Below are 22561 nucleotides of genomic sequence, written 5' to 3'. Positions count from 1 at the left end.
GCGCTCAGCGCACCGTGCCTTCCATGCCGGGCTCGATCGGCGGCTTGGCGGCGACGCGGGCGGCCATGTCGGCGCGCAGCCGCTTGAGTTTTTCGCGCGGATCTTCCTGGCCGTCGGCTTCGTGCAGCTTCATCTCGCCGATGAAGCGGCTGGGCACGCCGGCCACGGTCTCGCGGCCCTTCTTGCGCCGGCGCAGCGTGCTGACGACCAGCGAGCTGCGGGCGCGGGTGATGCCCACGTACATCAGCCGGCGCTCTTCTTCGAGGCGCTCCGGCGTCATGTCCTCGCCTTCGGACTTGAACGGCAGGATGCCTTCGTTGACGCCGGCCAGCACCACGTGCGGCCACTCCAGGCCCTTGGAGGCATGCAGCGTCGTCAGCGTCACCATGTCCTGCTCGTCGCCACGCTCGGCCAGGCTGAGGATCACGCTGATCGTCTGGGCCACGTCGAGCAGGCTCTTGCGCTCGCTTTCGGTGCCGTCGCCATCCTGCGCGATCTCGCCGCCGCAGCGCCTGGCGACCCAGTCGACGAAGTCCAGCACGTTGGTCCAGCGCGAGGCGGCGAGCTTGTCGCTGTCCTCGCTGTCGAACAGATGCTTCTCGTACTCGATGTCCTTGAGCCAGCCCAGCAGCAGTTCGCGCGCGTCCTGCGCGCCGACGCAATGGCGGGCGCGGTATTCGAGATCGTTGACGTAGCGGCCGAACTCGTGCAGCGAGCCGATCGCCTTGGCCGGCAACGCGGTGCCCAGGCTGTCGGCAAACAAGGCCTCGAACAGGCTGACTTTCCACTTCGACGAAAACTCGCCCAGCGCACCCAGCGTGGTGTGGCCGATGCCGCGCTTGGGGGTAGTGACGGCGCGCAGGAAGGCGGGGTCGTCGTCCTGGTTGACCCACAGCCGCAGCCAGGCGCACAGGTCCTTGATCTCGGTGCGGTCGAAGAAGCTCTGCCCGCCCGAGACCTTGTACGGGATCTGCGCCGCGCGCAGCTTCTGCTCGAAGGGCCGGGCCTGGAAGTTGGTGCGGTAGAGGATCGCGAAGTCGGCCGGCTTGAGCCGCGCGTCCTGGGCCATCAGCGCCTGGATGCGCGCGACGGCGCGCTCGGCCTCGTGCTCCTCGCCGTCGCATTCGACGACGCGCACCGGCTCGCCTGCCCCCAGTTCGCTCCACAGCTTCTTCGGGTAGATCTTGGGGTTGCCCGAGATCACCTGGTTGGCCGCGCGCAGGATGGCGCTGGTGGAGCGGTAGTTCTGCTCCAGCGGAATGACCTTCAGGTTCGGGAATTCCTCGGGCAGGCGCTTGAGGTTCTCGATCGTCGCGCCGCGCCAGCCGTAGATGCTCTGGTCGTCGTCGCCCACCGCGGTGAAATGGCCGCGGCGGGTCTCGTCGGGGTGGTCCACCAGCGCCTTGAGCAACTCGTACTGCACGGCGTTGGTGTCCTGGTACTCGTCGACCAGGATGTGGCCGAACTGCGCCTGCCACTTCGCGCGCGCCTCGTCGTCGCTGCGCAGCAGCTTCAGCGGCAGGCTGATCAGGTCGTCGAAATCGACCGCCTGGTAGGCCACCAGGCGCTCTTCGTAGAGCTTCATGACCTTGGCCGCGACGCGTTCGTCGTCGTCGGCCGCGGCAGCCAGCGCCAGCGCGCTGTTGAGCCCCTGGTTCTTCCACAGGCTGATCGTCCACTGCCACTGGCGGGCGAGCTTGTTGTCGGTGCAGGCGCCGGCGTCGCGGATCACGCCCAGCACGTCGTCGCTGTCGAGGATCGAGAACTTCGGCTTCAGGCCCAGGCGCTGTCCGTCCTCGCGCAGCATGCGCACGCCCAGCGAATGGAAGGTGCTGATGCCCAGGTCCTTGGCCGCCTTGGCCCCGATCAGGCTCTTGGCGCGCTCGCGCATCTCCAGCGCCGCCTTGTTGGTGAAGGTGATCGCGGCGATGCGCTTGGGCGCCAAGCCGGCCTGCAGCAGCCGCGCGATCTTGTGCGTGATGACCCGTGTTTTCCCTGAGCCGGCGCCGGCGAGCACCAGGCACGGCCCGCCCAGGTAATGCACCGCCTCCATCTGGGCGGCGTTGAGCGTGGCGGGGGGCGCGGCGGGCTGGGACATCGGCAGTTTCACAGGGCAGGGCGGCGGATCATAGCGAAGCCGACCGGCGCCGGACCGAGCCGGCCCGGGGGCCCGACGCGGCCCACCCTGGCCAGCGTCACCGTTGCGTCATCGCGGCGGACCTAGGGTTGCTCCGGGGGGCGTGGGTCAGTTAGCGGTCAGGCAGCCCTCCCACACTGCGCTGCGCATTGGCTCGCCGGCGCTTCGCCGTTCGTAGGTCATTCAGCATTGAACAGGAGTGAGACATGACAGACCCCATGGTGGCCCGAATCCAGGCCAACCCCAAGTACCAGCAGCTCAAGCGCACGCGCACGAGCTACGGCTGGATGCTGACCATCATCATGATGGTGGTCTATTACGGCTACATCGGCTACATCGCCTTCGACAAGGCCTTTCTGGCGCAGCCGATCGGCGCCGGCGTGACCACGGTGGGCATTCCGATCGGCTTCGGCGTGATCGTCTTCACCATCCTGATCACCGGCCTGTACGTGCGCCGTGCGAACAACGAATTCGACGCGCTGAGCGAACAAATCCTGAAGGAGGCGACCAAGTGAGCCGCAGTTCCAAAGTCCTGATCGCCCTGGCTGCGCTGCTGGTCGGCGGCGCCGCGCTGGCGGCCGGTCCCGACCTGGGCGAAACCCAGAAGCAGGCCACCAACTGGACCGCGATCTCGATGTTCGCGCTGTTCGTGGTTGGCACCTTGTTCATCACCAAGTGGGCGGCCGCCAAGACCCGCTCGGCGTCCGACTTCTACACCGCCGGCGGCGGCATCACCGGCTTCCAGAACGGCCTGGCGATCGCCGGCGACTACATGTCGGCGGCGTCCTTCCTCGGTATTTCGGCGGCGGTGATGGCCAACGGCTACGACGGCCTGATCTATTCGATCGGCTTCCTGGTCGGCTGGCCCGTCATCACCTTCCTGATGGCCGAGAAGCTGCGCAACCTGGGCAAGTTCACCTTTGCCGACGTGGCCGCCTACCGCTTCCAGCAGGCCCCGATCCGCGCCTTCGCGGCTTCGGGCACGCTGGTCGTGGTCGCGTTCTACCTGATCGCGCAGATGGTGGGCGCCGGCCAGCTGATCAAGCTGCTGTTCGGGCTGGACTATCTTTACGCCGTGATCATTGTCGGCGCGCTGATGATGGTCTACGTGCTGTTCGGTGGCATGACGGCCACCACCTGGGTGCAGATCATCAAGGCCGGCCTGCTGCTGGCGGGTGCCACCTTCATGGCCTTCATGGTGATGTCGCAGTTCGGATTCAGCCCCGAGGCGCTGTTCGCCAAGGCGGTGGAAATCAAGACCGCTTCTGCGCTGGCCGCGGCCAAGACGCCCGAAGCCATCGCCGGCGCGGCCAAGAAGGGCCTGTCCATCATGGGCCCGGGCAACTTCGTGAAGGACCCGATCTCGGCGATCTCGTTCGGCATGGCGCTGATGTTCGGCACCGCCGGCCTGCCCCACATCCTGATGCGCTTCTTCACGGTGCCCAACGCCAAGGAAGCTCGCAAGTCGGTGTTCTGGGCCACCACCTGGATCGGCTACTTCTACGTGCTGACCTTCATCATCGGCTTCGGCGCGATCGTGCTGGTCAGCGCCAACCCGCAGTTCAAGGATGCCGCGGGCAAGCTGCTGGGCGGTGACAACATGGCGGCCATCCACCTGGCCAACGCGGTCGGCGGCAACGTCTTCCTGGGCTTCATCTCGGCGGTGGCCTTCGCGACCATCCTCGCGGTGGTCTCGGGCCTGACGCTGTCGGGCGCCTCGGCGGTCTCGCACGACCTCTACGCCACGGTGTTCAAGAAGGGCAAGGCCGACAGCGCGTCCGAGCTGAAGATGTCGCGCATCACCACCGTGTTCCTGGGCATCATCGCCGTGGTGCTGGGCATCGCGTTCGAGAAGCAGAACATCGCGTTCATGGTCTCGCTGGCCTTCGCGATCGCCGCCTCGGCCAACTTCCCGGTGCTGTTCATGAGCGTGCTGTGGAAGGATTGCACCACCAAGGGCGCCGTGATCGGCGGCTTCCTCGGCCTGATCTCGTCGGTCGGCCTGACGGTGGTCTCGCCGTCGGTGTGGGAAGCGGTGCTGCACAACCCCAAGGGCTCGGCGCTGTTCCCCTACACCTCGCCGGCGCTGTTCTCGATGACCATCGCCTTCGTCGGCATCTGGCTGTTCAGCGTGCTCGACAAGAGCCCGCAGGCCGCCAAGGAGCGCGAGGCCTTTGCAGCGCAGCAGGTGCGCTCGGAAACCGGCCTCGGTGCCAGCGTTTCTTCGGGTCACTGAGCGACCTGTCACGCGGGCGCCCCACCGGGCGCCCGCGTCACCCACCCGGGCCCGTGCCCGGGTTTTTTTTGCCCGTCGGCCCCCTAGGCTCGGCAAAAGAGGGGCGTCTTTATGCATCCCTGATGCCTGGCGGCCCAAAATCTGGCCGAGAATTCCGCCGTGCGCCGGGCACCTCCGGTGCGACGAGCCGAAGATCCCCAACACCTGCTTCTGTCTGAATGGAGTTGAGATGTCACTGTCTGCGCAATACCACTCGCTACCCCTGACCGGCGTCAGTGCCGCCCCGGCGCTGGCGCCCATCACGGCGCCGGCGGCGCTGGCCGATCCGGCCCTGGTCCAGATGACCGATTTTCGCCAAGGCCCCTGCGTGGTGGTCGACCACATGGACGGCCTGGACGCCACGCTCAACGTGATGCTGCGCTCGCAGGTCCACATGGCCCTGGTCAGCGGCGTCGACGGCGAGGTGCTCGGCATGGTCAGCCGCGACGACCTGCAAGGCGAGAAGCCGGTGCAGCGCGCGCTGGCCGACCACATCAAGCACGACGACCTGGTGGTGCAGCACGTCATGACCCCGGCCTCGGCATGGCAGGTGGCGAACGTGGCCGAACTGAACCACGCCCGCCTGGGCGACGTGGTGGCCACGCTGCGCGAGCACAGCCTGCGCTACCTGCTGGTGATCGAGCCGCACGCCGAACGCCCGGTGCTGCGCGGTGTGTTCTCGGCCCGCCACATCGAGGCCGCGCTCGGCATGCCGATCGGCGCCGACCTGCACTCGAACAACTTCGCCGAGCTGGAGTCTTCGCTGGGACGCTGACCGGCGGACATCGCCGCGAGCCTGCGCGGCGATGCCCACGGGCCGCACGGTTGCCGCGCAGCCGTGCGGCCTCAGTCTGCGCGCTCCGGTGTCAGAAGTTGTGCTTCATGCCCAGGGCGATGCTGTTGCCGGTACCGGTGCCGGTCAGCTTGTCGTGGAGGGCGAGCAGGTACACCGTGGTGCGCTTGGACAAGGCCATGTCGTAGCCCAGCAGCGTGTGTTCACGCTTGCCGGTGAGCGCGCCGCCGGTACGGGACTGGCCGTAGCCGGCGATCACCGATCCCGGGCCAGCCGGAATGCGTGCCGCCAGGTTGCCCAGGTCGTTGTGGCTGTTGGCGGTTGGCTTGCCGGTCGCGCCTTCCTCGACCCGGCCCAACAGCGCGTAGACCTTGGCGACGCCGAAGTCGTAGGTGGCGCCGAGCTGGTAGGCGGTTTGCTTGCCGCTGGCGAACGGCGAGCCGACCTGCTGGGCCACGGCCGTCAGGGCCAGCGGACCGCCAAAATACATCACACTTGCACCGGTGTTGCTTCCGTTGGGCGAGACCGCGAACGCGTGCTGAAGATTGACGGTGGCGCCGCCGAAGTTCGGCGAGGTGTAGGCGACCGAGTTGCTCCATCCAGTGTCCCCGGCGACCTTGCCGGTGGCGCCGAAGAAAGTGCGCACCATGGGCGAGAAATCGAACGAGTCGCCCAGCGGGTTGAACACGAAGGTCGACACCGCCAGCGGCGTGGTCATGCGGCCCATGCGCACCTGACCGGCGTTGCCCTTCAGTCCGGCCCAGACGCTGCGCGACCAGAACGGGTCGTTCGGGATAGTGCGGCCTGCGGCACCGGTGTTGGCCTGGAAGAAGGACTCCATCGCGAACAGCGCCGACAGCCCCCCGCCCAAGTCCTCGCTGCCCTTGAAGCCCAGATAGCTGCCTGACATCGCACCCGACTCGACCCGCTTATCGCGCGCGGCGCCGGGCGCCTGGAACGAGCCGGCGCTGACGTCGACCTGGCCATACACCTGCACCGTGCTCTGCGCAGCGGCCAGTCCGCTGGTCAGCGCCAGCACCGTGGTGGCAAGCACCTGGGCTTGGATTCGGAAATGCTTCATGTCTCTCTTGTCCTTTGGATAGGGGCGCGGGATGGCGGCGGGGCCTTGCGGCCACGCAGGGAAGGGCACGACGAGGCGTCCATCCCCGCCCGTCTCGTCGCGTTTCGTTGGCCGGCCCGAGGGGCCGCTTGGGGGGGGGCGCTTCCGCGTCAGGCGGCCTGGTGCGCCACCAGCGTCTTGGCCTGCTCCATCGCGCGTTGTTCCAGCAGGCGGCGCACGCGGGCCATGCCCACGTCGTGCTCGTACAGGAACTCCTGCTTGCGCGCATCGGCCGGCAGCGTCTCCAGCACGACGCGGTCCTGCTCCAGCACGGCCCAGTGCAGGCCCTCGAGGCGGTTGCGATAGAAGAAGCGCCAGACGTCGCGCTGCCAGCCGTCGACCTTGCGGCAGCGCCAGAAATAGACCTGGCAGTTGTGCTCGTCCACCGGCGTCGCGAAGCCGATGATGAAGAACGAGCCACCCGGTCCGAAGCGCTTGCGGTACGGGATCGACAGGCGCAGCCACAGGCCGCCGGTGTCGGCCAGCTCGACCCAGTCGAAGTTCACGCCCTGCTGCGTGGTCTTCTCGAAGATCAGGCCGGTCTCCGTCTTGCGGGCGCGCATGTCGGCTTGCTTGTCGCCATCGGCCATCGAGTGCGAGTCCGCGTGCAGGTAGGTGCCGTGCATCGGATCCATCACGTTGTCCACCGCGTAGCGGTAGTTGACCTTCCAGTTCGAGACGCACAGGAAGCGCGACCAGTCGTCGCCTTCCAGTTCCGGGGGCAGCGACAGTTCGGCGGGCTCGGCCTTCGGGTCGAGGCCGAACCACAGGAAGATCGCACCGGCGCGCTCCTGCACCCGGTACGAGCGGATGCACTTCTTGCCTTCGAGCGTGCAGTTCTTGACCGCCGGCACCGAGCGCACCACGCCGTCCTGGTCGAGCTCGATGCCGTGGTACCAGCAGGCCAGGCGTTCGCCCAGGTTCCATCCCAGCGACAGTCGGGCGCCGCGGTGCGGGCAGCGGTCCTCGATCGCGTGCACCTGGCCTTCGGCGTCGCGCCACAGCGCGATGCGCTCGCCCAGGCGGGTCACGCCCACCGGCGTGTTGCCCACCTGCCAGCTGGGGGCCACCGGGTGCCAGAGATTGCGCAGACCGGTGTCGAGGATGCGGGCGGCCTCGCGTTCGACGGCCGGGTCCTTGTTCGTGGTGTCCATCATCGTGTCCTTGTGAAGATCAGGCGCCCAGGCGGGCCATTTCGGCTTCGAACAGCGCGGGCGTCCAGTCCTGGCCGTCGGGCATGCGCACGCCCAGGCGGTTGAGCGCCTGGACCACGTCGGTCAACTCGGTGGCGCCGGCCTCGAAGACCTTTTCCAGCGCATCGCCCAGCGCGTTCTCGTAGGCCGAGGGCGGCGCGGCACGGTGCTGCCAGATCAAATTGGGCGCCTGCCCCGGGGTCTCGACCGAGCCCTTGCCGGCCACGTTGTTCGGGTTCGGCTTCTCCCAAGGCGTCATGTGCGGGTTGAAGTCGACGTCCAGGGTGTTGTCGTCGCGGATCGCGTAGTTCATGTCATGTCTCCGTGGAGGGGATGGGATGGCGGGCGGCTCACGCAGCGACGCTCACCTGGACCCGGCCGTCCACCACACGGACCGGGAATGTCTTGAGATGGCGGCAGGGTTCGCCGCGCAGATGTTGGCCGTCGAGCACGCTGAACACGGCGTTGTGCAGTGGGCATTCGATTTCGGCGCCGTCCTGGAAGCCCTGGGTCAGCAGCGCGTAGGCGTGCGGGCAGACGTCTTCCACCGCGTGCAGCTCGCCGTCCACTTCGAACACGCCCACCTTCAGCTCGCCCACGCTGGCGGCCAGCGGGTTGTCGCCGTCCACCTGCTGGCGGGCGCCGACGTCGGTCCATTCACTCATTGCGTTCACTCCTGTCTCGCTCGTGGGTTCAGGCCGCTGCACTCAGCGGCAACTTGCTCAATTCGATGCCGGCATCGGCCAGCTGATCGAGGGGCGGGAAGCGGTCTTCGCGCATCCACTTGCGCACCAGCTTGAGCTCGCGGCCGGCATTCACCGCCGCCAGCGCCCGGATGCGCGCACCCTCGCAGAAGAAGAACAGGCGCTGGCCCTTGGCCGACACCTGGCGCTCGATGACGCGCTGGCTCCCCAGCGGCTGGCCCAGCACCTGCAGGTTGTCGTCGTACTGGTCGGACCAGAACCAGGTCGGGCCTTCGGCGTTGGGGTCGTGGGCCAGGCCCAGTGCCGCCTTGGCCGCCGCCACGCCGTGACGCTGCGCGTTCTCCCAGGATTCGATGCGGACGCGCTGGCCATCGGCGCGCAAGGCGTTGGCCACGTCGCCCACCGCGAAGATGGCCGGGTCGCCGGTGCGGCCCGATGCGTCGGTCAGCACGCCGTTGTCGGTGGCCAGACCGGCCTCGGCGGCCAACGCGTCGTTGGCCACCAGGCCGATGCCCACCACCAGCAGGTCGCCGCTCAGGCGCTGGCCGTCGGCGAGCTGCAGCTCGACCCCCTGCTCGCCAGGCGTCACCGCCTGCACCGCCACACCCAGGCGCAGCGCCACGCCGTGGCGGGTGTGCAGGTCGGCGAGGTGCTGCGACACGCAGGGCGGCACGGTGCGCACGCACAGGCGCGGCGCCGCTTCGAGCACGGTCACCTCCCGGCCCATGCGGCGCGCCGAGGCCGCCACCTCCAGGCCGATCCAGCCGCCGCCCAGCACCAGCACGCGCCCGGCGCCGGCCAGCGCGGCCTTCAGCGCCTGGGCGTCGGCCCAGGTGCGCAGCGCCAGCACGCGCGGGTGCGGCGCCAGCCCCGGCAGCATGCGGGCGCGCCCGCCGTTGGCCAGGAACAGCGCGTCGTAGGCGATGGTCTGGCCGTCGGCCGTGCGCAGCGCCCTGGCCGTGCGGTCGATCGCCGTGACCGAGGTGCTGGGCCGGAAGTCGACCGCCAGCGCGGCGAAGGCTTCGTCGGGGATCAGCATCAGCTGCGCCAGGTCCGCCTCGCCCTTGAGCACCGCCTTGGACAGAGGTGGCCGGTCGTAGGGACGCTGGGGCTCGTCGCCCAGCCAGACGATCCGGCCGGTGTAACCGTCGGCACGCAGCGTCAGCACCACCCAGCGGGCGGCCTGGCCAGCGCCGACGACAACGAAGCAACGGGAGTCACTCATGTCAGTTTCAATCGCGCTTGTCGGTCAGGAACTTGCCGTCGGCCTTGCGGCCGATCTGGCGCCGGGTGTGGCCGTCGATGCCTCCTTCGATGGCCCATTCGGCGAACACCGTCGGGCCGGGTTCGAAGTCGCGCACCTGCCAGGCTTCGGTCAGCTCGTCTTCGTCGGCGTAGTACTCGCACAGCGCGCCGGCCGGGCTGCGGAAGTACCAGAAGTAGGCCGACGAGATCGGGTGGCGGCCCGGGCCGAGCTGGGTTTCCCAGCCGCAGCGGCTGACCTGCAGGCCGCCGCCGAACACCTCGTGGATGTCGCGCACCGTGAAGGCCACGTGGTTCAGACCGCGCCTGCCGTCGGGAGTGGCCAGCAGGAACAAATCATGGTGGCCGCCGCGCGGGGCGCAGCGCAGGAAGGTGCCACGCTCGGGGTAGCGGTCCGACGCCACGAAGCCGATCGACTCGTAGAACGCCTGGGTGGCCTTCAGGTTGGCGACGAAGAACACCACGTGGCCGACCTCGATCGGTGTGGCGCGCTCGTACACCGCGCCGGGTCGGTCGACGCGCGGCCGCCGGTCCCAGGTGTTGGACGGCGCCCCCTGGACGTCCACCGCGTGCTTGACGCTGACCTGGAAGCGCACCGCCAGGCCGTTCGGGTCGGTGCAGCCGATGCGCGCACCCTGATCCACGAAGCCGGGTTGGCCGGACAGCTTCGCACGCAGCGCCGTCAGGGTGGCGCCATCCTCCACGCCCCAGACGACCTCGCGCATCGTCGGGTCGGGCTCCAGGCCGGCCGGCAGGCCCGGTGTGTCGGATTGCGCGACGTTGACCCGGCAGCCGTTGAGCGACTCGAAGACCAGGCGCTGCGGGTCCTCGTCGACCAGGCGCAGTCCCCAGTCGCTGAAGAACCGGCGGCAGGCGGCCAGGTCGGCGCTGCCGTAGGTGATCTCGTCGATGCCTTGAATGCTCATGCTGATGCTCCGGGAAACGAACGGCCGCGCGCCGGCCTCAGGCCGCCTTGGCCTTCTTGCGATCGATCTTGGACAGCGGGTGATCCGCCGGATAGGTCGGGGTCTCGGGTTGGGTGCTGCCGACGATGACGCACATCAGCGCCTCTTCATCGCCGATGTTCTGCACGCCGCGGTACACCCCCACCGGCCACGAGATCAGGTCGCGGTGGCCGGCCTCCATGGACCAGGTCTCGCCGTTGAGTTCGGCGATCAGGCGCACCTTGCCGCGCAGCACGAAGAACACCTCCTCGGCATCCTCGTGCAGATGCAGCGGTCCTTCGGCGCCCACCGGCAGGATCATGGTCGAGAAGGTGAAGTGCTCGGCCGGCACGGTATTGGCATCGCTGGCGACGCCGGTGGCGCCGGTGCCCACGTAGCGCATCTGGGCGCGGCGGTACTTGGGGTCGAAGTCGGCCTGGAACTTCAGCGCGTTCCAGTCGTAGCTGCGCGTGGCGCGGGTGGCGACACGGGTCTTGAGCCACTGCGCGAGGTTCATGCCCTCGGGCGGGTGGTATTTCGGCGTCGTGGTGGCGGTGGCGGTGCTCATGAATTGCTCCTTGCGATGAAGTCATTGCGCCCAGGGCAGCGGCGCGTCGTTGAGGCCCCAGTACAGGCTCTTCTGTTCCATGTATTCGAGGATCCCGAGGCGGCCCTTCTCGCGGCCCACGCCGCTGTCCTTCCAGCCGCCGAAGGGCGTCGAGATCGAGAACTGCTTGTAGGTGTTGATCCAGACCGTGCCGGCCTGCACGCGCCGCGCGATGCGCCAGGCGCGGCGGTAGTCGCGCGTCCAGATGCCGGCGGCCAGCGCGTAGACGCTGTCGTTGGCCTGGGCGACCAGGTCGTCCTCGTCGTCGAAGGGCAGCGCCACCAGCACCGGGCCGAAGATCTCCTCCTGGCAGATCGCCTGCGGGTTGCGCAGGCCGTCGATGATGGTCGGGAGGTAGTAGCTGCCCGCCTCGCGGCCCTCGCCGACCGGGCGCTGGCCGCCGGTCAGCAGCCGGCCGCCGTCGGCCAGTCCGCGCGCCACGTAGCTCTCGACCGATGCGCGGTGCGCCTCGCTGACCAGCGGGCCCATCTGGGTGCGTTCGCTGGCCGGGTCGCCGACGCGCAGCGCGCGTGCGCCGGCCACCAGGCGGTCCAGGAACTCGGCATAGAGGCGGCGCTGCACGAACAACCGCGAGCCGGCGATGCACGATTCGCCCGAGCTGCTGAAGATGCCGTAGAGCACGCCGGCCACCGCGTGGTCCAGGTCGGCGTCGTCCAGCACCATGGTGGGCGACTTGCCGCCCAGCTCCAGCGACACCGGCATCATCTTGTCGGCCGCCACGTGGGCGATGCGCCGGCCGGTGACGGTGCCGCCCGTGAACGACACGCGGCGCACCAGCGGGTGCTTGACCAGCAGGTCGCCGATCACCGAGCCCTTGCCCGGCAGCACGCTGACGATGCCACGCGGCACGCCGGCCTGCTCGCAGATGCGCGCCAGCTCCAGCGCCATCAGCGGCGTGATCTCGGCCGGCTTGACCACCACCGCGTTGCCCGCGGCCAGCGCCGGCGCCATCTTCTGCGCCTCGCTGGCGATCGGCGAGTTCCACGGCGTGATCGCCGCGACCACGCCCATCGGCTCGTGGGTGCTCATCGTCAGGCTGGCGCCGCGCTGCGGCGTGATCGGGTCTTCCAGCGTCTCGCAGGCCGCGGCGAAGAACTGGAAGGTGCCGGCCGCGCTGTCGACCAGTGCGCGCGTCTCGTTGATCGGCTTGCCGTTGTCGCGGCGCTGCCATTGCGCCAGCTCCTCGCGCCGGGCGCGGATGCCTTCGGCAACCCGGAACAGCACCGCGGCGCGCTCGTGCGGCGCCCGCGTGGCCCAGTCGCTGCGGCTGAAGGCCTCGTGCGAGCGCTGGATGGCCTCTTCGGTGTCGTCGGCGCTGGCCGCGCACAGCTCGGCAGTGACGCTGCCGTCGGCCGGGTAGAGGCTGGCGTAGGCATGGCCGCGGCCGAGCCGCCATTCGCCGCCGACGCAGATCGGCAGCGCGCGGCGCGGCAGCAGGGGTTGCAGGGGGTCGCTCATATCGAGATCGCGTCCGAGGCGTTGTGGATGGCCCGCACGATGCTGAACACCGTGAGAGCCGAGGTCTTGGGATTGGCGGCCAGCGGCTCGTTCTCCAGCACCAGGTCGAGCCGGCCGAAGGCGCCGCTGGCGACGATGCGGTGCACGTTGCGCGTGACGGCCGGGTCGGCGATCAGCGTCGCGCGGGTGGCGTCGAAACCCAGCCCGGCCATCGCCACCGTGGCGGCGACGTTGGCGTTCTTCGGGTACCGCCGCGCGGCTTCGCGGGCCGTGCCCTGGAACAGCGTGAACGGCTCGCTCAGATGGCCCAGGTCGCACAAGGCCTCGGCCGGCGTGCCGCGCCAGCCCTGCGGTGGCTTGCGGCCGATGTACTCGACGCTCTGCAGGCCACCGAAGCGTGCCGCGGCCAGCGCGTCGATGCCGCCGATCGCGCCCGACACCAGGTGCACCTGGGTGCCGCCCAGCGCGGCCGCGTCGTTCAGCTCGGCCAGGGCCTGGGCCTCGTGCAGCGCGCCGATCGAGACCACCACCGCCGGAATGCCGCGCCGCAGCGCCGGCAGCACATGGTCTTCGACGGCGGCGTGGCCGGCGCACTCGACCACCAGGTCGGGCGCGTCGCCACCGTCCAGGTCCAGCGCGCCGAGCAGCCGGGCCTGAGACGCCAGCCGAGCGCAGGTGGCCCGCGCCGCATCGAAGCTGGCGGCGGGTACGATGATCTGCGTCACCGTCAGCAACGGGTCGTCCTGCAGCAGCTCCAGCACCGCGGCACCGATGGCGCCGCAGCCGATCATCGCGATGCGGCGCATTCCGGGGTGGGCTTGGTGTGCCATGTCAGGCCCCCTTGGTTTTCACCGGCGGACCGGCAAAGGCCGACTTGAAGCCGCCGATGGCCAGCATGTCCACTTCCAGCAGCTTCGGGCCGGGCCGGCCGGCCAGTTCGGCCAGCGTCGCCGGCACGGCGGCCAGTGTGTCGACGCGGCGATGGGCGATGCCCAGCGCGCTGGCGATCTGCGCGAAATCGGGCGTGTGCAGATCGGCGTAGACGCGGCGGCCGCCGTACTGCGCGTCCTGGATGTTCTTGATCACGCCGTAGGCGCGGTCGTTCATCAGGACCACGGTGAAGTCGGCCTTCTCCTGTGCGGCGCAGGCCAGCTCGCCCAGATTCAGCACGAAGCCGCCGTCGCCGCTGAGCAGCAGGGTCTTCTTGCCGGTGTCGTGCTGGGCTGCACCGATGGCCGTTCCAATCGCCATCGCCAGCCCCAGGCCGATGCCGCCGCCCAGCGCATGCACGCCGTCGCGCGGGCCATTCAGGCGCAGCTCGCGATTGCCCCAGGTGCTGTTCGAGATGGTCACGTCGCGCACCCAGTTGAAGCGCTCGCCGGCGGCGGCCTGCACCGCGTCCACCAGGGCCGCGTAGGGGCCCAGGCCGTCGCGCAGGGCCGCCACCGCCCGGTCGTGAGCCTGGCGCAGGTCGGCGGCGAAGGCCGGATCGACCTTCATGCGGCCTTCGAGGCGGTCGGCCAGCGCGTGCAGCGCGAGTGCGGCGTCGGCGCAGACGAACTGGCGGCTTTCGTAGCAGCGGCCGTTGGCACTCGGATCGGCATCGATGCGGTACAGCGGCTGGGGCAGCTTGAGCTGGTATTTCAGCGTCTCGTTGCCACGCAGGCGCGAACCGACCACCAGCATCGCATCGCAGCTGCCGTAGAACGTCTCGACCGGCGGCTGCAGGTTGTAGGCACCCAGCGACAGCGGATGGCGCTCGGCCACGATGCCGCGCCCCTGGGTGGTGGTGACGACGCCGAAGCCCATCGCCGTCAGCCGGGCCACCGCCGCAGTGGCGCCGCGCGCGCCGCCGCCCAGCCACAGCATCGGGCGGCGGGCCTGGGCCAGCGCCTCGGCCAGGCGCTCGATCGCGCGGGCCTCGGGCTGCTGCACCGGCACGGCCAGCGGCTCCAGATCGTCGGGCAGGTCGATCAGCGCGGCCTGGATGTCGATCGGCACTTCGACGCTGACCGGGCCGCTCGGCGCGGTCAGCGCCACCTGCACCGCCTGCTGGAAGGTGGCCAGCGCGGTCTCGGCGCTGCGCACGCGCCAAGCGCCCTTGGACACCGACTGCAGCATGCTGAGCTGGTCGGGGGCCTCGTGGATGTAGGCCAGGTCGCGGTCGAGGTAAGGCGTCTCGATCTGCCCGGTGATGTGCAGCAGCGGCGTACCGGCGGTGAGCGCCTCCACCATGCCGCCGGCGGCATTGCCGGCCGCGGTGCCGGTGCTGGTGATGACCACGCCCAGCGTGCCGGTGGTGCGGGCGCAGGCGTCGGCCATGCTGGTGGCGCCGGCCTCGCCGCGCGCCGAAATGAAGCGCACCGCGCCGCGCTCGGCCACGGCATCGAGGATGGGCATGTTGTGGATGGAGATCACGCCGAAGGCGGCCTTGACGCCGCAGCGCTCGAGGAAGGCCGCGATGACGTATCCGACCGTGACTTTCATGGGGGTGGTTTTGGCTTGCATGCGTTCAGAGATGACGGGCCAGGCCGCCCGAGACATCGAGGTGGCTGCCGGTCGTGTACGACGACAGCGGCGTGGCGAGGTGAAAGATGGCCTGGGCGGCCTCGTCGGGCTTGCCCAGGCGGCCGAGCTGGATGCCCTTCTTGGCGGCCAGCGCGGCGGTGAACTGTTCCCAGGTCTGCGCCCGGTCTTCGCGGGCCTCGAAACGGCGCCGCCACTGGCCCGACTCGACCAGGCCGATCAGGATGCTGTTGACCCGCACACCCTTGGGTGCGAACTCGGTGGCCATCGAGCGCACCAGGTTCTGCGCGCCGGCGCGCGCCGCCGACGTGGCCACCATGTGCGGCTCGGGCTGCAGCGCCAGCAGCGAGTTGACGCAGACGATCGCGCCGCAGGGACTCTTCTCCAGCAGCGGCAGGAAGGCGCGCGTCGGGTAGATCAGCGAGAAGAACTTCAGATGCAGTTCGTCGGTCCACGCCGCATCGGGGGTCTTGGCGAAGGTCGAGACGCGGCCCTGGCCGGCGTTGTTCACCAGCATGTCGACGCCGCCGAAGCGCCGGGCCACGGAGGTGGCGAAGTCGCTCACCTGTGCCGGGTCCAGCACGTCGCAGGTCTGGGCCAGCAGGCGTGCGTCGGGCACGGTGGTCCGCAGCTGCTGCTCGGCGGCGTGCAGTCGTTCGGCGTCGCGGCCGCAGATCGCCACGGCGGCGCCGGCACGCAGGAACAGCTCGGCGCTGGCCAAGCCGATGCCTGAGCTGCCGCCGGTCACCACGGCCACACGAGAGGACAGGTCGATCGTCAGCATGGCGGACCTCAGGCGGAGCGCAGGGGCACGACCTGGGGGCTGCCCTGGCCGTCGTCGTGGAAGTTCAGCAGACGCGACAGCTCGGCCGAGGCGTCGCGGACCTGGTGCGCCAGCGGCTCGCGCTGCTCGGCCGGGATCTCGCCGCCCGGCACCGTCAGGCCGATGGCAGCCACGATGTGGCCGGTCTCGTCGCGCACCGGCGCGGCCACGGTGCAGATGTGCGGCTCGAAGTAGGCCTCGGCCAGCACCCAGCCGCGCTCGCGGATGCCTTGCACGACCTTGAACAAGGCCTCGGTATCGCGCGGTGTGTTGGGGCTGCGGCCTTCCAGCTGCGGCTCGGGATAGAGCTTGCGCAGATCGCCCAGCGAGCGGTCGCCCAGCAGCACGTGGCCCAGCACCGTGGCGTGCGCCGGCAATCGGGTGCCCACCGCCACCGACGTGGCGAACGGCGAGGCCGAGGCCGCGCGGTACAGGTAGACCACGTCGCGGCCGTCGCGCACCACCAGGCTGGCGGCGTAGCCGGTGGCGTCACGCAGCTTGTCCAGCAACGGACGGCCGAGCTCGACCATGCCCAGCGAACCCAGGTACTCGAAGCCCAGGCGCAGCACCGCCAGGCCCAGCCGGTAGGCGTGCCCGTCTGGCGTGCGCTCGACGAAGCCCATGCTCTCCAGCGTCACCAGCAGGCGGAACACCGTCGTGCGCGGCACGCCCAGGCGGCGCGCAAGCTCGGGGGCGCTCAGCGTCGGCTCGCGCCGGCTGAATTCGCCCAGGATGCGCAGGCCGCGCTCCAGGCCCGGCACGGAATAGCGCTCGGTATCGGTCTCAGACATGGACGTCCCTCGTGTTATTTCTGGTCACACAGCCGCGCAGCGCAGCGTTGAAAAGCACCGGATCCTCGACGTAGCAGGCGTGGGCCACGCCGGGCAGCGTGTGCCAGGTCGCGCCCAGTTCGCTGGCGAGAGCGGCGCACGCGTCGGGCGGCGTCACGCGGTCGAGCTCGCCGCACAGCACCGAGATCGGAACGCTCAAGCCCCGCGCGTGGGTCAGCAGATCGTCGTGCGCCAGCAGGTGCGCCGCCTGGGCGTAGCCGTCGCGGGTCACGCGGGCCATGCTCCAGCGCACGGCCTCGATCGTCGCCGCCGAGGCCTGTGGGCTGCACAGCGCTGCTGCACGATGCTCGGCCATGCCCTGCGGACCCAGGCGGTCGACGAGTTCGCAGCGCGCGCGCCACGTCTGTTCCTGTTGGGCTGCCGACGTGTGACCGTAGCCGCGAGCCGGGCTGGCCAGCACCAGGTGGCGCAGCCGATCTGGGTGGCGCTGCGCCCAGGCCGACGCCACCAGCGCGCCCAGCGAGTGGCCGACCAGCACCAGCCGGTCCACGCCAATGGCCTGGAGCCAGCCCTCCAGCGCATCGGCATAGTCCGTCGCCAGCGGGCGCGGCTGCGGCAGCGCGGACGATTCGCCGTAGCCCGGGGCATCCCAGGCGATCACGCGGTGCGTCGCCGACAGGTCTTCCAGCTGGGCGGCCCAGCTCAGCGCGCCCGAGCCGATGCCGTGCAGCAGCACCAGCGGCTCGCCCGCGCCGGCCTCGCGCCAGGCCTGCACGCCGTGCGCGCACTCGGCGCGGCGCAGCGGGAAGCGGGTGTCCAGGGCGTTCATCGATGCCACCTTCAGTGCGTGACGAAGCCGCCGTTGACGGCCAGCGTCTGCCCGGTGACGAAGCGCGCCAGGTCGGACAGCAGGTAGATCACCGCGCCGCTGACATCCTCGGGCTGCTGGGCGCGCTGGATGGCGCGCTGGCTGACGTACAGCGCATGGCGCTCGGCCGGCACGTACTGCGTGGCTTCGACGTCGACCAGCCCCGGGGCGATGGCGTTGACGGTGATGCCCTCGCTGCCCAGTTCGCGCGCCAGCGTGCGGGTCATCGCGATCACGGCGCCCTTGCTTGCCACGTAGGCCAGCAGGCGCGGCGCTCCCCACAGCGCGGTGTCGGACGCCAGGTTCACCACCGCGCCACGACCGCTCGCCGCCAGCGCTGCGTGGCAGGCTCGTGTCATCAGCCAGGTGCCGCGCACGTTGACGTTCATCACACGGTCCCAGGTGTCGATCTCGATCTCGTCGGCCGAGCGACCGCCCGAGTCGGTGACCGCGCCGTTGTTGACCAGGCCGTCCAGTCCTCCCAGCAGCGCCACGGCTTGCGCCACGCAGCGCTCGACCGAGGCCGGGTCGGCCAGGTCGAGCGCCAGTGCTTGCACGTCATGGCCGTCGGCTCGCAGCAAGGCGGCTGATTGCGCGGCCAAGTCGGAGCGGATGTCGGCGATCACCACCCGACCGCCTGCTGCGGCGATGGCGAGGGTGAAAGCCAGGCCCAGGCCGCGGCTGCCGCCGGTGACCAGCACCCGCCGCCCGCTCAACAAAAGGTCAGACCGTGGCATGTTGCGCCCTCGGAAGATAGTGCAGCACCCGCTTTTCCAGCCAGACGACCGCGCCGTAGGCCGCGATGCCGATCAGCGTCAGCGCGGTGATGACGACGAACACCGAGGCGGTGTCGCCCTGGCCTTCGCCCGACACCAGCAGGAAGCCCAACCCCTGGTTGCCGCCCACCAGTTCACCCACCGTCACGCCGATCACCGCCAGGGTCGAGCCGATGCGCAGACCCGAGAACAGCGCCGGCAGCGCCGACGGGAATTCGACCAGGCGGAACACCTGCAGCCGGCCGGCGTTGAGGGTGCGCACCAGGTTGATCATGTCGGGGTCGACGGTGCGGACCGCCGACAGCACGTTGATCATGATCGGGAAGAAGACGATCAGGATCGCCACCAGGATCTTCGGGTAGACGGTGTAGCCCAGCCACATCACGAACAGCGGCGCGAAGGCCACCTTGGGCGCGATCTGCAAGGCCAGGATGTAGGGCGACAGAATGGACTCGGCGGCCGGCGACAGGCCCAGCGCCACGCCCACCGAGATGCCCAGCAGCGAGCCCAGCACGAAGCCGACGACGATTTCCAGCGCGGTGATGCCGGTGTGCTGCAGCAGGTCGGCGTTGCGCCACATGTCGATCCCTTCTTCGACGCAGCGCGAGAATTTCGGCAGCACGAATTCGGGCATGCCCAGCCAGCCCGGGCCCCATTGCCACAGTGACAGGAAGAGGCCTAGCAGCGCGAGGCTGCCCAGGGTCGAACGGTTCAGCAGTTTCATGCCCGGGTGTCCTTGCGATTCCGGCGGATGCGTCAGCGTGCGACGCCGACGAACTGGTTGGTGTAGAGGTCGGCCACCGGTGTCGCCTTGTTGACGATGCCTTCGCTGACGTAGAACTTCTGCACCGCCTCCAGGCGCCTGGCGTCGATCTGCCCCAGCACGGTCTGGTGGGCGTACACGCGGTCGCGGTACAGATCGAAGATGCGCTCGACCTCGGCCTCCTTGCCCTTGTACTGGGGCACGGCCTTGGCGTAGACCGTCGCTGCCGCCTTGGGGTCCTTCATGATGTCCTGCATGCCGCGCAGCGTGGCGCGCACCAGGCGCTTGATCAGATCGGGCCGGTTCTTGATGGTCTCGTCCGAGGCCAGGATGGCTTGGGCCATGCTGGGGAAGGCGTCGACGGTGGGGATCAGGCGCACCTTGGCGCCAGCGTCCTCGGCGTTGACCACCCATTCAGGCACGGCGGCCATCGCGTCGGACTTGTGGCTGGCGAACAGCTGCCACACCCCGGCCGGGCCGGCGGCCTGGGCCGAGACATCGTCCTTCTTCAGGCCGGCCGACTTCAGCGCGCCCAGCAGCGCGTAGTAGGTGGTGTCGGTGTAGGCCATCACGGTGATGGTCTTGCCGCGCAGGTCGCCGATCTTCTTCAGCGGTCCGGCCTCGTGCGTGGCCAGTTGGGTCAGCGAGCCCGCGCCCAGCACCGCCACGGCCTTCACCGGAATGCCATTGGCGCGCACGATGATGGGGGTGTCACCGATCGCGCCGCCGATCACCGCGTTGCCCGCGCCGATCTGCTTGGCCACGTCGACGCCGCCCTTGCCCGCGACGAAGTTGACCTTGATGTTCTCGTCGGCGTAGTAGCCGTTCTGCATCGCGATCATCCACGGCGCGAAGGCCGGCAGCGTCTGCGGCGCGGGCAGCAGGTAGGTCACTTCTTCCGGCGCCGCCTGGGCCCCGGAGGCCAGTGCCAGCAGCAGGGCCGCGACGCTGCGGCGGAGGGGGGGACGAAGAAAGAGGTTCACGGAGGCTCCTTGGGCGGTGAGGGGGCAGGGTCAGTGCAGCTCGGTGGCCGGGTCGCCCACCTTGAGCAACTGCATCAGGCGCCCGACCAGCGGGCCGATCTCGGGCAGGGTGCGGCGCTTGAAAGGGTCGTCGCGGTGCGGCAGGTCGATGGGGATTTCCTCGATCACGGTGCCGGGGCGCGCGCTCATCACCAGCAGCCGGTCCGACAGCACCACCGCCTCGGCCAGGTCGTGGGTGATGAAGACGGCGGTCTTCTTCTGCTCCGAGAGCATCTGCGCCAGGTCTTCCTGCAGCACCATCTTGGTCTGCGCGTCCAGCGCCGAGAACGGCTCGTCCATCAGCAGCACCTGGGGCTCAATGGCCAGCGTGCGGGCCAGCGCCGCGCGCTGGCGCATGCCGCCGGAGAGCTGGTAGGGGAAGTGGTCGCCGAAGCCCTTGAGGTGGCAGCGCGCCAGCAGCTCGTCGGCGCGGCGGTGGCGCTCGGCCGCCGGCACGCCGTCGATCTCCATGCCCAGCTCGACGTTGGCGCGGATGCTGCGCCACGGCATCAGCAAGTCCTTCTGCAGCATGAAGGCCACCTGGCGCATCGGCTTGGTGACGCGCTGGCCACCCACGTAGACCTCGCCCTCGGTGGGCAGGTACAGGCCCGAACCCATGTTCAGCAGCGTGCTCTTGCCGCAGCCCGACGGACCGATGATGGACACCACCTCACCGCTCTTGACCTGGATGTTCAGGTCGCGCACGGCCCAGGCCGGCACACTGCCGTCCCGGGTCGGGAAGCGCTTGCATACATGACGGAACTCGATTTCGATCATGGGTTCGTGCCGGTGCCGTTCAGCGGCAGCAGCCTGTAAGGTGTGAGGGACGCCGCCCGCCCCGGGCCCGGCCTTCGGTTCTTCCGGCCCGGTTTGATGTGCGTTTCATATATGAAACAGTGATTCATATCTGGAACATGTGCAGTATGATGGGCATACGAGCCGGGCTTTGCCATGAGGGTTTGCCCGAGGTTCGCTTCGCGATCCGGAGAACGGCATGAAGGTGATACGACTCTCTCGTTGGGACGAATTCGTCGGCCTGACCGCGGCCCACGCGGGCTGGGCCTTCCGCGGCGAGGTCTCGGCGCAGTGGCCGCTGGTGAGTTCGCTGACGCGGCGCCTGCAGACTTATTGCGACGACCGCACGCTGTGGCCGCTGCGCGAGGAGCGTGCGCTGCGCGTGTTCCGACGCAAGGCGCACATCTATCTGCCCGACCGCGGCGCGCTCGACGACGATCTGCGCTGTCTGGCGCTGATGCAGCACCACGGCGCGCCGACGCGCCTGCTGGACTTCACCAAGTCACCCTTCATCGCGGCCTTCTTCGCGCTGGAAGAGGCGGTGACCGATGCGGCGGTCTATGCGCTGAACACGCCGGCGTTGTGGGAGGCCGCGCCCAGCTTCGACACGACGCTGACGCGCGAGCGCATCGACCCGCGCCAGCCAGGGCACTTCAACCGCTACTTCCTCGGCAACCGCTGGCCGCTGATCTGGTTTGGCGAACCCTCGGAAATGGATAGGCGCCTGGTGGCGCAGTCCGGGTTGTTCGTCATTCCCGGCGTGCTGGATCAGTCGCTGGAGCGCATCCTGGCGGGTTACGCCTCGCCCGACCCGCTGCTGATCAAGTACGTGCTGCCGCTGGAGATGCGCGTCGAGGCGATGCAGCAGCTCTACCGCATGAATCTCACGCACGCTTCGCTGTTCCCCGACCTCGAAGGCCTGGCGCGCTCCACCGCCTACGAGCTCGAGGTGGTGTGGGAGAGGCTGATCGACGCGTACCGGTCGCGGCCGCGGTGACGCGCGCGGTCCGCCGCCGCCTCAGCGGGCCTTCAGCAGCTCGCGCAGCTTGATGAAGGCCAGCGCCGCCATGATCGCGTCGTTGAGCGCGTCGTGGGCGTGGCGGGTCGGCAGGGCCAGGTCGTTCATCAGCGTGGCCAGGCGCAGGTCGATGCTGGCGCCGTGCTGGTACTGCGGCAGGCTGCGCTGCTTCCAGTCGTAGTACATCGCCGAGATCTCGATCTTGGGCTGGGGCAGGCCCACGCCCAGCATCGGGAAGATCGCGCGGTTGATCAGCGCGACGTCGAACTCGAGGTAGTAGCCCACCAGGGGACGGGGGCCGATGAAGCGCAGCAGCCGGCGCATCGCCTCGTCGATGTCCAGGCCGCCCGCCACATCGCGCTCGCGCAGGCCGTGCACCTTCATCGCATCGGCGGAGATGGCCTTGCTGGGCTTGACCAGCAGCTGCAGGCGCTCGCTGGTCAGCACCCGATGGCCGACGATGCGCACCGCGCCGATCGAGATGATCTCGTCGCGGTTCGGATTCAGGCCGGTGGTCTCGCAGTCCAGCGAGACCCACTCGTCGGGCGGCGGCGCGTCGTAGAGGAAGCGAAAGCGCTGATCGCCCAGGTGGTACAGCAACCACTCGCGCTTGAGGGAGCGCCAGGGCGCGCTCCACGCCGACGGGGATGGCGGCAGGCTCATC

23 protein-coding genes are annotated in these 22561 nt (G+C 69.5%); 4 read left to right on the top strand and 19 right to left on the bottom strand.

Going from position 1 to position 22561, the window contains the following annotated elements:
• Window positions 1-4: 4 nt before the first annotated feature.
• Window positions 5-2098, bottom strand: a complete 2094-nt coding sequence (locus AC0N04_RS03415) for an ATP-dependent helicase (RefSeq protein WP_474278626.1) — start codon at window positions 2096-2098, stop codon at window positions 5-7.
• 245 nt (window positions 2099-2343) lie between these two features.
• Between AC0N04_RS03415 and AC0N04_RS03410 the strand changes: the two genes are divergently transcribed.
• From AC0N04_RS03410 to AC0N04_RS03400, 3 genes are all read left to right on the top strand, one after another.
• Entirely contained in the window at window positions 2344-2652 is a 309-nt protein-coding gene (locus AC0N04_RS03410; protein ID WP_474278624.1) for a DUF485 domain-containing protein, read from the top strand.
• Window positions 2649-4373, top strand: a complete 1725-nt coding sequence (locus tag AC0N04_RS03405; RefSeq protein ID WP_474278622.1) for a cation acetate symporter — start codon at window positions 2649-2651, stop codon at window positions 4371-4373. Before AC0N04_RS03410 ends, AC0N04_RS03405 begins: the two co-directional genes overlap by 4 nt.
• A gap of 229 nt (window positions 4374-4602) precedes the next feature.
• Window positions 4603-5187 carry a CBS domain-containing protein gene (locus tag AC0N04_RS03400; RefSeq protein ID WP_474278620.1) on the top strand — a complete coding sequence of 195 codons (585 nt, stop codon included), beginning with the start codon at window positions 4603-4605 and terminating at the stop codon, window positions 5185-5187.
• 91 nt (window positions 5188-5278) lie between these two features.
• Here the strand turns inward: AC0N04_RS03400 and AC0N04_RS03395 are convergent, their stop codons facing one another.
• The 17 genes from AC0N04_RS03395 to AC0N04_RS03315 form a co-directional block, all read right to left on the bottom strand.
• The gene (locus AC0N04_RS03395; protein ID WP_474278618.1) at window positions 5279-6286 is read right to left on the bottom strand and encodes a porin; all 1008 of its coding nucleotides are present in this window, start codon (window positions 6284-6286) and stop codon (window positions 5279-5281) included.
• 149 nt (window positions 6287-6435) lie between these two features.
• Complete coding sequence (locus tag AC0N04_RS03390) at window positions 6436-7479, bottom strand: aromatic ring-hydroxylating dioxygenase subunit alpha (RefSeq protein ID WP_474278616.1); 1044 nt, start codon at window positions 7477-7479, stop codon at window positions 6436-6438.
• 19 nt (window positions 7480-7498) lie between these two features.
• Entirely contained in the window at window positions 7499-7831 is a 333-nt protein-coding gene (locus tag AC0N04_RS03385; RefSeq protein WP_474278614.1) for a recombinase-like helix-turn-helix domain-containing protein, read from the bottom strand.
• A gap of 37 nt (window positions 7832-7868) precedes the next feature.
• On the bottom strand, window positions 7869-8183 hold the full coding sequence (locus AC0N04_RS03380) for a non-heme iron oxygenase ferredoxin subunit (RefSeq protein ID WP_474278612.1): 315 nt from the start codon (window positions 8181-8183) through the stop codon (window positions 7869-7871).
• Between the two features lie 28 nt (window positions 8184-8211).
• A complete protein-coding gene (locus tag AC0N04_RS03375; protein WP_474278610.1) occupies window positions 8212-9447 on the bottom strand; it encodes an NAD(P)/FAD-dependent oxidoreductase in 1236 nt (411 codons plus the stop codon).
• A 7-nt stretch (window positions 9448-9454) separates the two neighbouring features.
• On the bottom strand, window positions 9455-10411 hold the full coding sequence (locus AC0N04_RS03370; protein WP_474278608.1) for a VOC family protein: 957 nt from the start codon (window positions 10409-10411) through the stop codon (window positions 9455-9457).
• A gap of 37 nt (window positions 10412-10448) precedes the next feature.
• Window positions 10449-10946, bottom strand: coding sequence for a cupin domain-containing protein (locus AC0N04_RS03365; protein WP_474279052.1), 498 nt, complete (start codon window positions 10944-10946; stop codon window positions 10449-10451).
• A 72-nt stretch (window positions 10947-11018) separates the two neighbouring features.
• Window positions 11019-12515, bottom strand: a complete 1497-nt coding sequence (locus AC0N04_RS03360; protein WP_474278606.1) for an aldehyde dehydrogenase — start codon at window positions 12513-12515, stop codon at window positions 11019-11021.
• A complete protein-coding gene (locus AC0N04_RS03355) occupies window positions 12512-13321 on the bottom strand; it encodes an aspartate dehydrogenase (RefSeq protein ID WP_474279050.1) in 810 nt (269 codons plus the stop codon). Before AC0N04_RS03355 ends, AC0N04_RS03360 begins: the two co-directional genes overlap by 4 nt.
• A gap of 25 nt (window positions 13322-13346) precedes the next feature.
• Window positions 13347-15002, bottom strand: a complete 1656-nt coding sequence (locus AC0N04_RS03350; protein ID WP_474278604.1) for a thiamine pyrophosphate-binding protein — start codon at window positions 15000-15002, stop codon at window positions 13347-13349.
• A 25-nt stretch (window positions 15003-15027) separates the two neighbouring features.
• Window positions 15028-15825, bottom strand: a complete 798-nt coding sequence (locus tag AC0N04_RS03345; RefSeq protein WP_474278602.1) for an SDR family oxidoreductase — start codon at window positions 15823-15825, stop codon at window positions 15028-15030.
• Between the two features lie 8 nt (window positions 15826-15833).
• Window positions 15834-16655: an IclR family transcriptional regulator gene (locus AC0N04_RS03340; RefSeq protein WP_474278600.1), complete on the bottom strand. Its 822-nt coding sequence runs from the start codon at window positions 16653-16655 to the stop codon at window positions 15834-15836.
• Window positions 16648-17484: an alpha/beta fold hydrolase gene (locus tag AC0N04_RS03335; protein WP_474278598.1), complete on the bottom strand. Its 837-nt coding sequence runs from the start codon at window positions 17482-17484 to the stop codon at window positions 16648-16650. Before AC0N04_RS03335 ends, AC0N04_RS03340 begins: the two co-directional genes overlap by 8 nt.
• Before the next feature lie 11 nt (window positions 17485-17495).
• Window positions 17496-18260 carry an SDR family oxidoreductase gene (locus AC0N04_RS03330; RefSeq protein WP_474278596.1) on the bottom strand — a complete coding sequence of 255 codons (765 nt, stop codon included), beginning with the start codon at window positions 18258-18260 and terminating at the stop codon, window positions 17496-17498.
• Complete coding sequence (locus tag AC0N04_RS03325) at window positions 18247-19023, bottom strand: ABC transporter permease (protein ID WP_474278594.1); 777 nt, start codon at window positions 19021-19023, stop codon at window positions 18247-18249. The genes AC0N04_RS03330 and AC0N04_RS03325 overlap by 14 nt, the downstream gene beginning before the upstream one ends.
• 32 nt (window positions 19024-19055) lie before the next feature.
• Window positions 19056-20045 carry an ABC transporter substrate-binding protein gene (locus AC0N04_RS03320; protein ID WP_474278592.1) on the bottom strand — a complete coding sequence of 330 codons (990 nt, stop codon included), beginning with the start codon at window positions 20043-20045 and terminating at the stop codon, window positions 19056-19058.
• 30 nt (window positions 20046-20075) lie between these two features.
• The gene (locus AC0N04_RS03315; RefSeq protein WP_474278590.1) at window positions 20076-20861 is read right to left on the bottom strand and encodes an ABC transporter ATP-binding protein; all 786 of its coding nucleotides are present in this window, start codon (window positions 20859-20861) and stop codon (window positions 20076-20078) included.
• Window positions 20862-21078: 217 nt separating this feature from the next.
• Between AC0N04_RS03315 and AC0N04_RS03310 the strand changes: the two genes are divergently transcribed.
• Window positions 21079-21876 (top strand): FRG domain-containing protein, encoded by a 798-nt coding sequence (locus AC0N04_RS03310; protein WP_474278588.1) that lies wholly within the window; start codon window positions 21079-21081, stop codon window positions 21874-21876.
• 21 nt (window positions 21877-21897) lie between these two features.
• Here the strand turns inward: AC0N04_RS03310 and AC0N04_RS03305 are convergent, their stop codons facing one another.
• Window positions 21898-22560, bottom strand: coding sequence for a 3'-5' exonuclease (locus tag AC0N04_RS03305; protein WP_474278586.1), 663 nt, complete (start codon window positions 22558-22560; stop codon window positions 21898-21900).
• Between the last annotated feature and the right edge of the window lies 1 nt (window position 22561).

The sequence above is a fragment of the Ideonella sp. sgz306126 genome, assembly GCF_056032705.1.
Note: the sequence above shows the minus strand (reverse complement) of the source record. Positions and strands in the feature narration are given on the sequence as shown.

Coding starts and splice junctions, on each gene's coding strand:
- AC0N04_RS03415 (WP_474278626.1), bottom strand. CDS start 2,098: ATGTCCCAGCCCGCCGCGCCCCCCGCCACGCTCAACGCCGCCCAGATG.
- AC0N04_RS03355 (WP_474279050.1), bottom strand. CDS start 13,321: ATGCGCCGCATCGCGATGATCGGCTGCGGCGCCATCGGTGCCGCGGTG.
- AC0N04_RS03360 (WP_474278606.1), bottom strand. CDS start 12,515: ATGAGCGACCCCCTGCAACCCCTGCTGCCGCGCCGCGCGCTGCCGATC.
- AC0N04_RS03350 (WP_474278604.1), bottom strand. CDS start 15,002: ATGAAAGTCACGGTCGGATACGTCATCGCGGCCTTCCTCGAGCGCTGC.
- AC0N04_RS03310 (WP_474278588.1), top strand. CDS start 21,079: ATGAAGGTGATACGACTCTCTCGTTGGGACGAATTCGTCGGCCTGACC.
- AC0N04_RS03380 (WP_474278612.1), bottom strand. CDS start 8,183: ATGAGTGAATGGACCGACGTCGGCGCCCGCCAGCAGGTGGACGGCGAC.
- AC0N04_RS03335 (WP_474278598.1), bottom strand. CDS start 17,484: ATGAACGCCCTGGACACCCGCTTCCCGCTGCGCCGCGCCGAGTGCGCG.
- AC0N04_RS03375 (WP_474278610.1), bottom strand. CDS start 9,447: ATGAGTGACTCCCGTTGCTTCGTTGTCGTCGGCGCTGGCCAGGCCGCC.
- AC0N04_RS03315 (WP_474278590.1), bottom strand. CDS start 20,861: ATGATCGAAATCGAGTTCCGTCATGTATGCAAGCGCTTCCCGACCCGG.
- AC0N04_RS03365 (WP_474279052.1), bottom strand. CDS start 10,946: ATGAACCTCGCGCAGTGGCTCAAGACCCGTGTCGCCACCCGCGCCACG.
- AC0N04_RS03400 (WP_474278620.1), top strand. CDS start 4,603: ATGTCACTGTCTGCGCAATACCACTCGCTACCCCTGACCGGCGTCAGT.
- AC0N04_RS03330 (WP_474278596.1), bottom strand. CDS start 18,260: ATGCCACGGTCTGACCTTTTGTTGAGCGGGCGGCGGGTGCTGGTCACC.
- AC0N04_RS03390 (WP_474278616.1), bottom strand. CDS start 7,479: ATGGACACCACGAACAAGGACCCGGCCGTCGAACGCGAGGCCGCCCGC.
- AC0N04_RS03325 (WP_474278594.1), bottom strand. CDS start 19,023: ATGAAACTGCTGAACCGTTCGACCCTGGGCAGCCTCGCGCTGCTAGGC.
- AC0N04_RS03385 (WP_474278614.1), bottom strand. CDS start 7,831: ATGAACTACGCGATCCGCGACGACAACACCCTGGACGTCGACTTCAAC.
- AC0N04_RS03370 (WP_474278608.1), bottom strand. CDS start 10,411: ATGAGCATTCAAGGCATCGACGAGATCACCTACGGCAGCGCCGACCTG.
- AC0N04_RS03410 (WP_474278624.1), top strand. CDS start 2,344: ATGACAGACCCCATGGTGGCCCGAATCCAGGCCAACCCCAAGTACCAG.
- AC0N04_RS03395 (WP_474278618.1), bottom strand. CDS start 6,286: ATGAAGCATTTCCGAATCCAAGCCCAGGTGCTTGCCACCACGGTGCTG.
- AC0N04_RS03340 (WP_474278600.1), bottom strand. CDS start 16,655: ATGTCTGAGACCGATACCGAGCGCTATTCCGTGCCGGGCCTGGAGCGC.
- AC0N04_RS03345 (WP_474278602.1), bottom strand. CDS start 15,825: ATGCTGACGATCGACCTGTCCTCTCGTGTGGCCGTGGTGACCGGCGGC.
- AC0N04_RS03305 (WP_474278586.1), bottom strand. CDS start 22,560: ATGAGCCTGCCGCCATCCCCGTCGGCGTGGAGCGCGCCCTGGCGCTCC.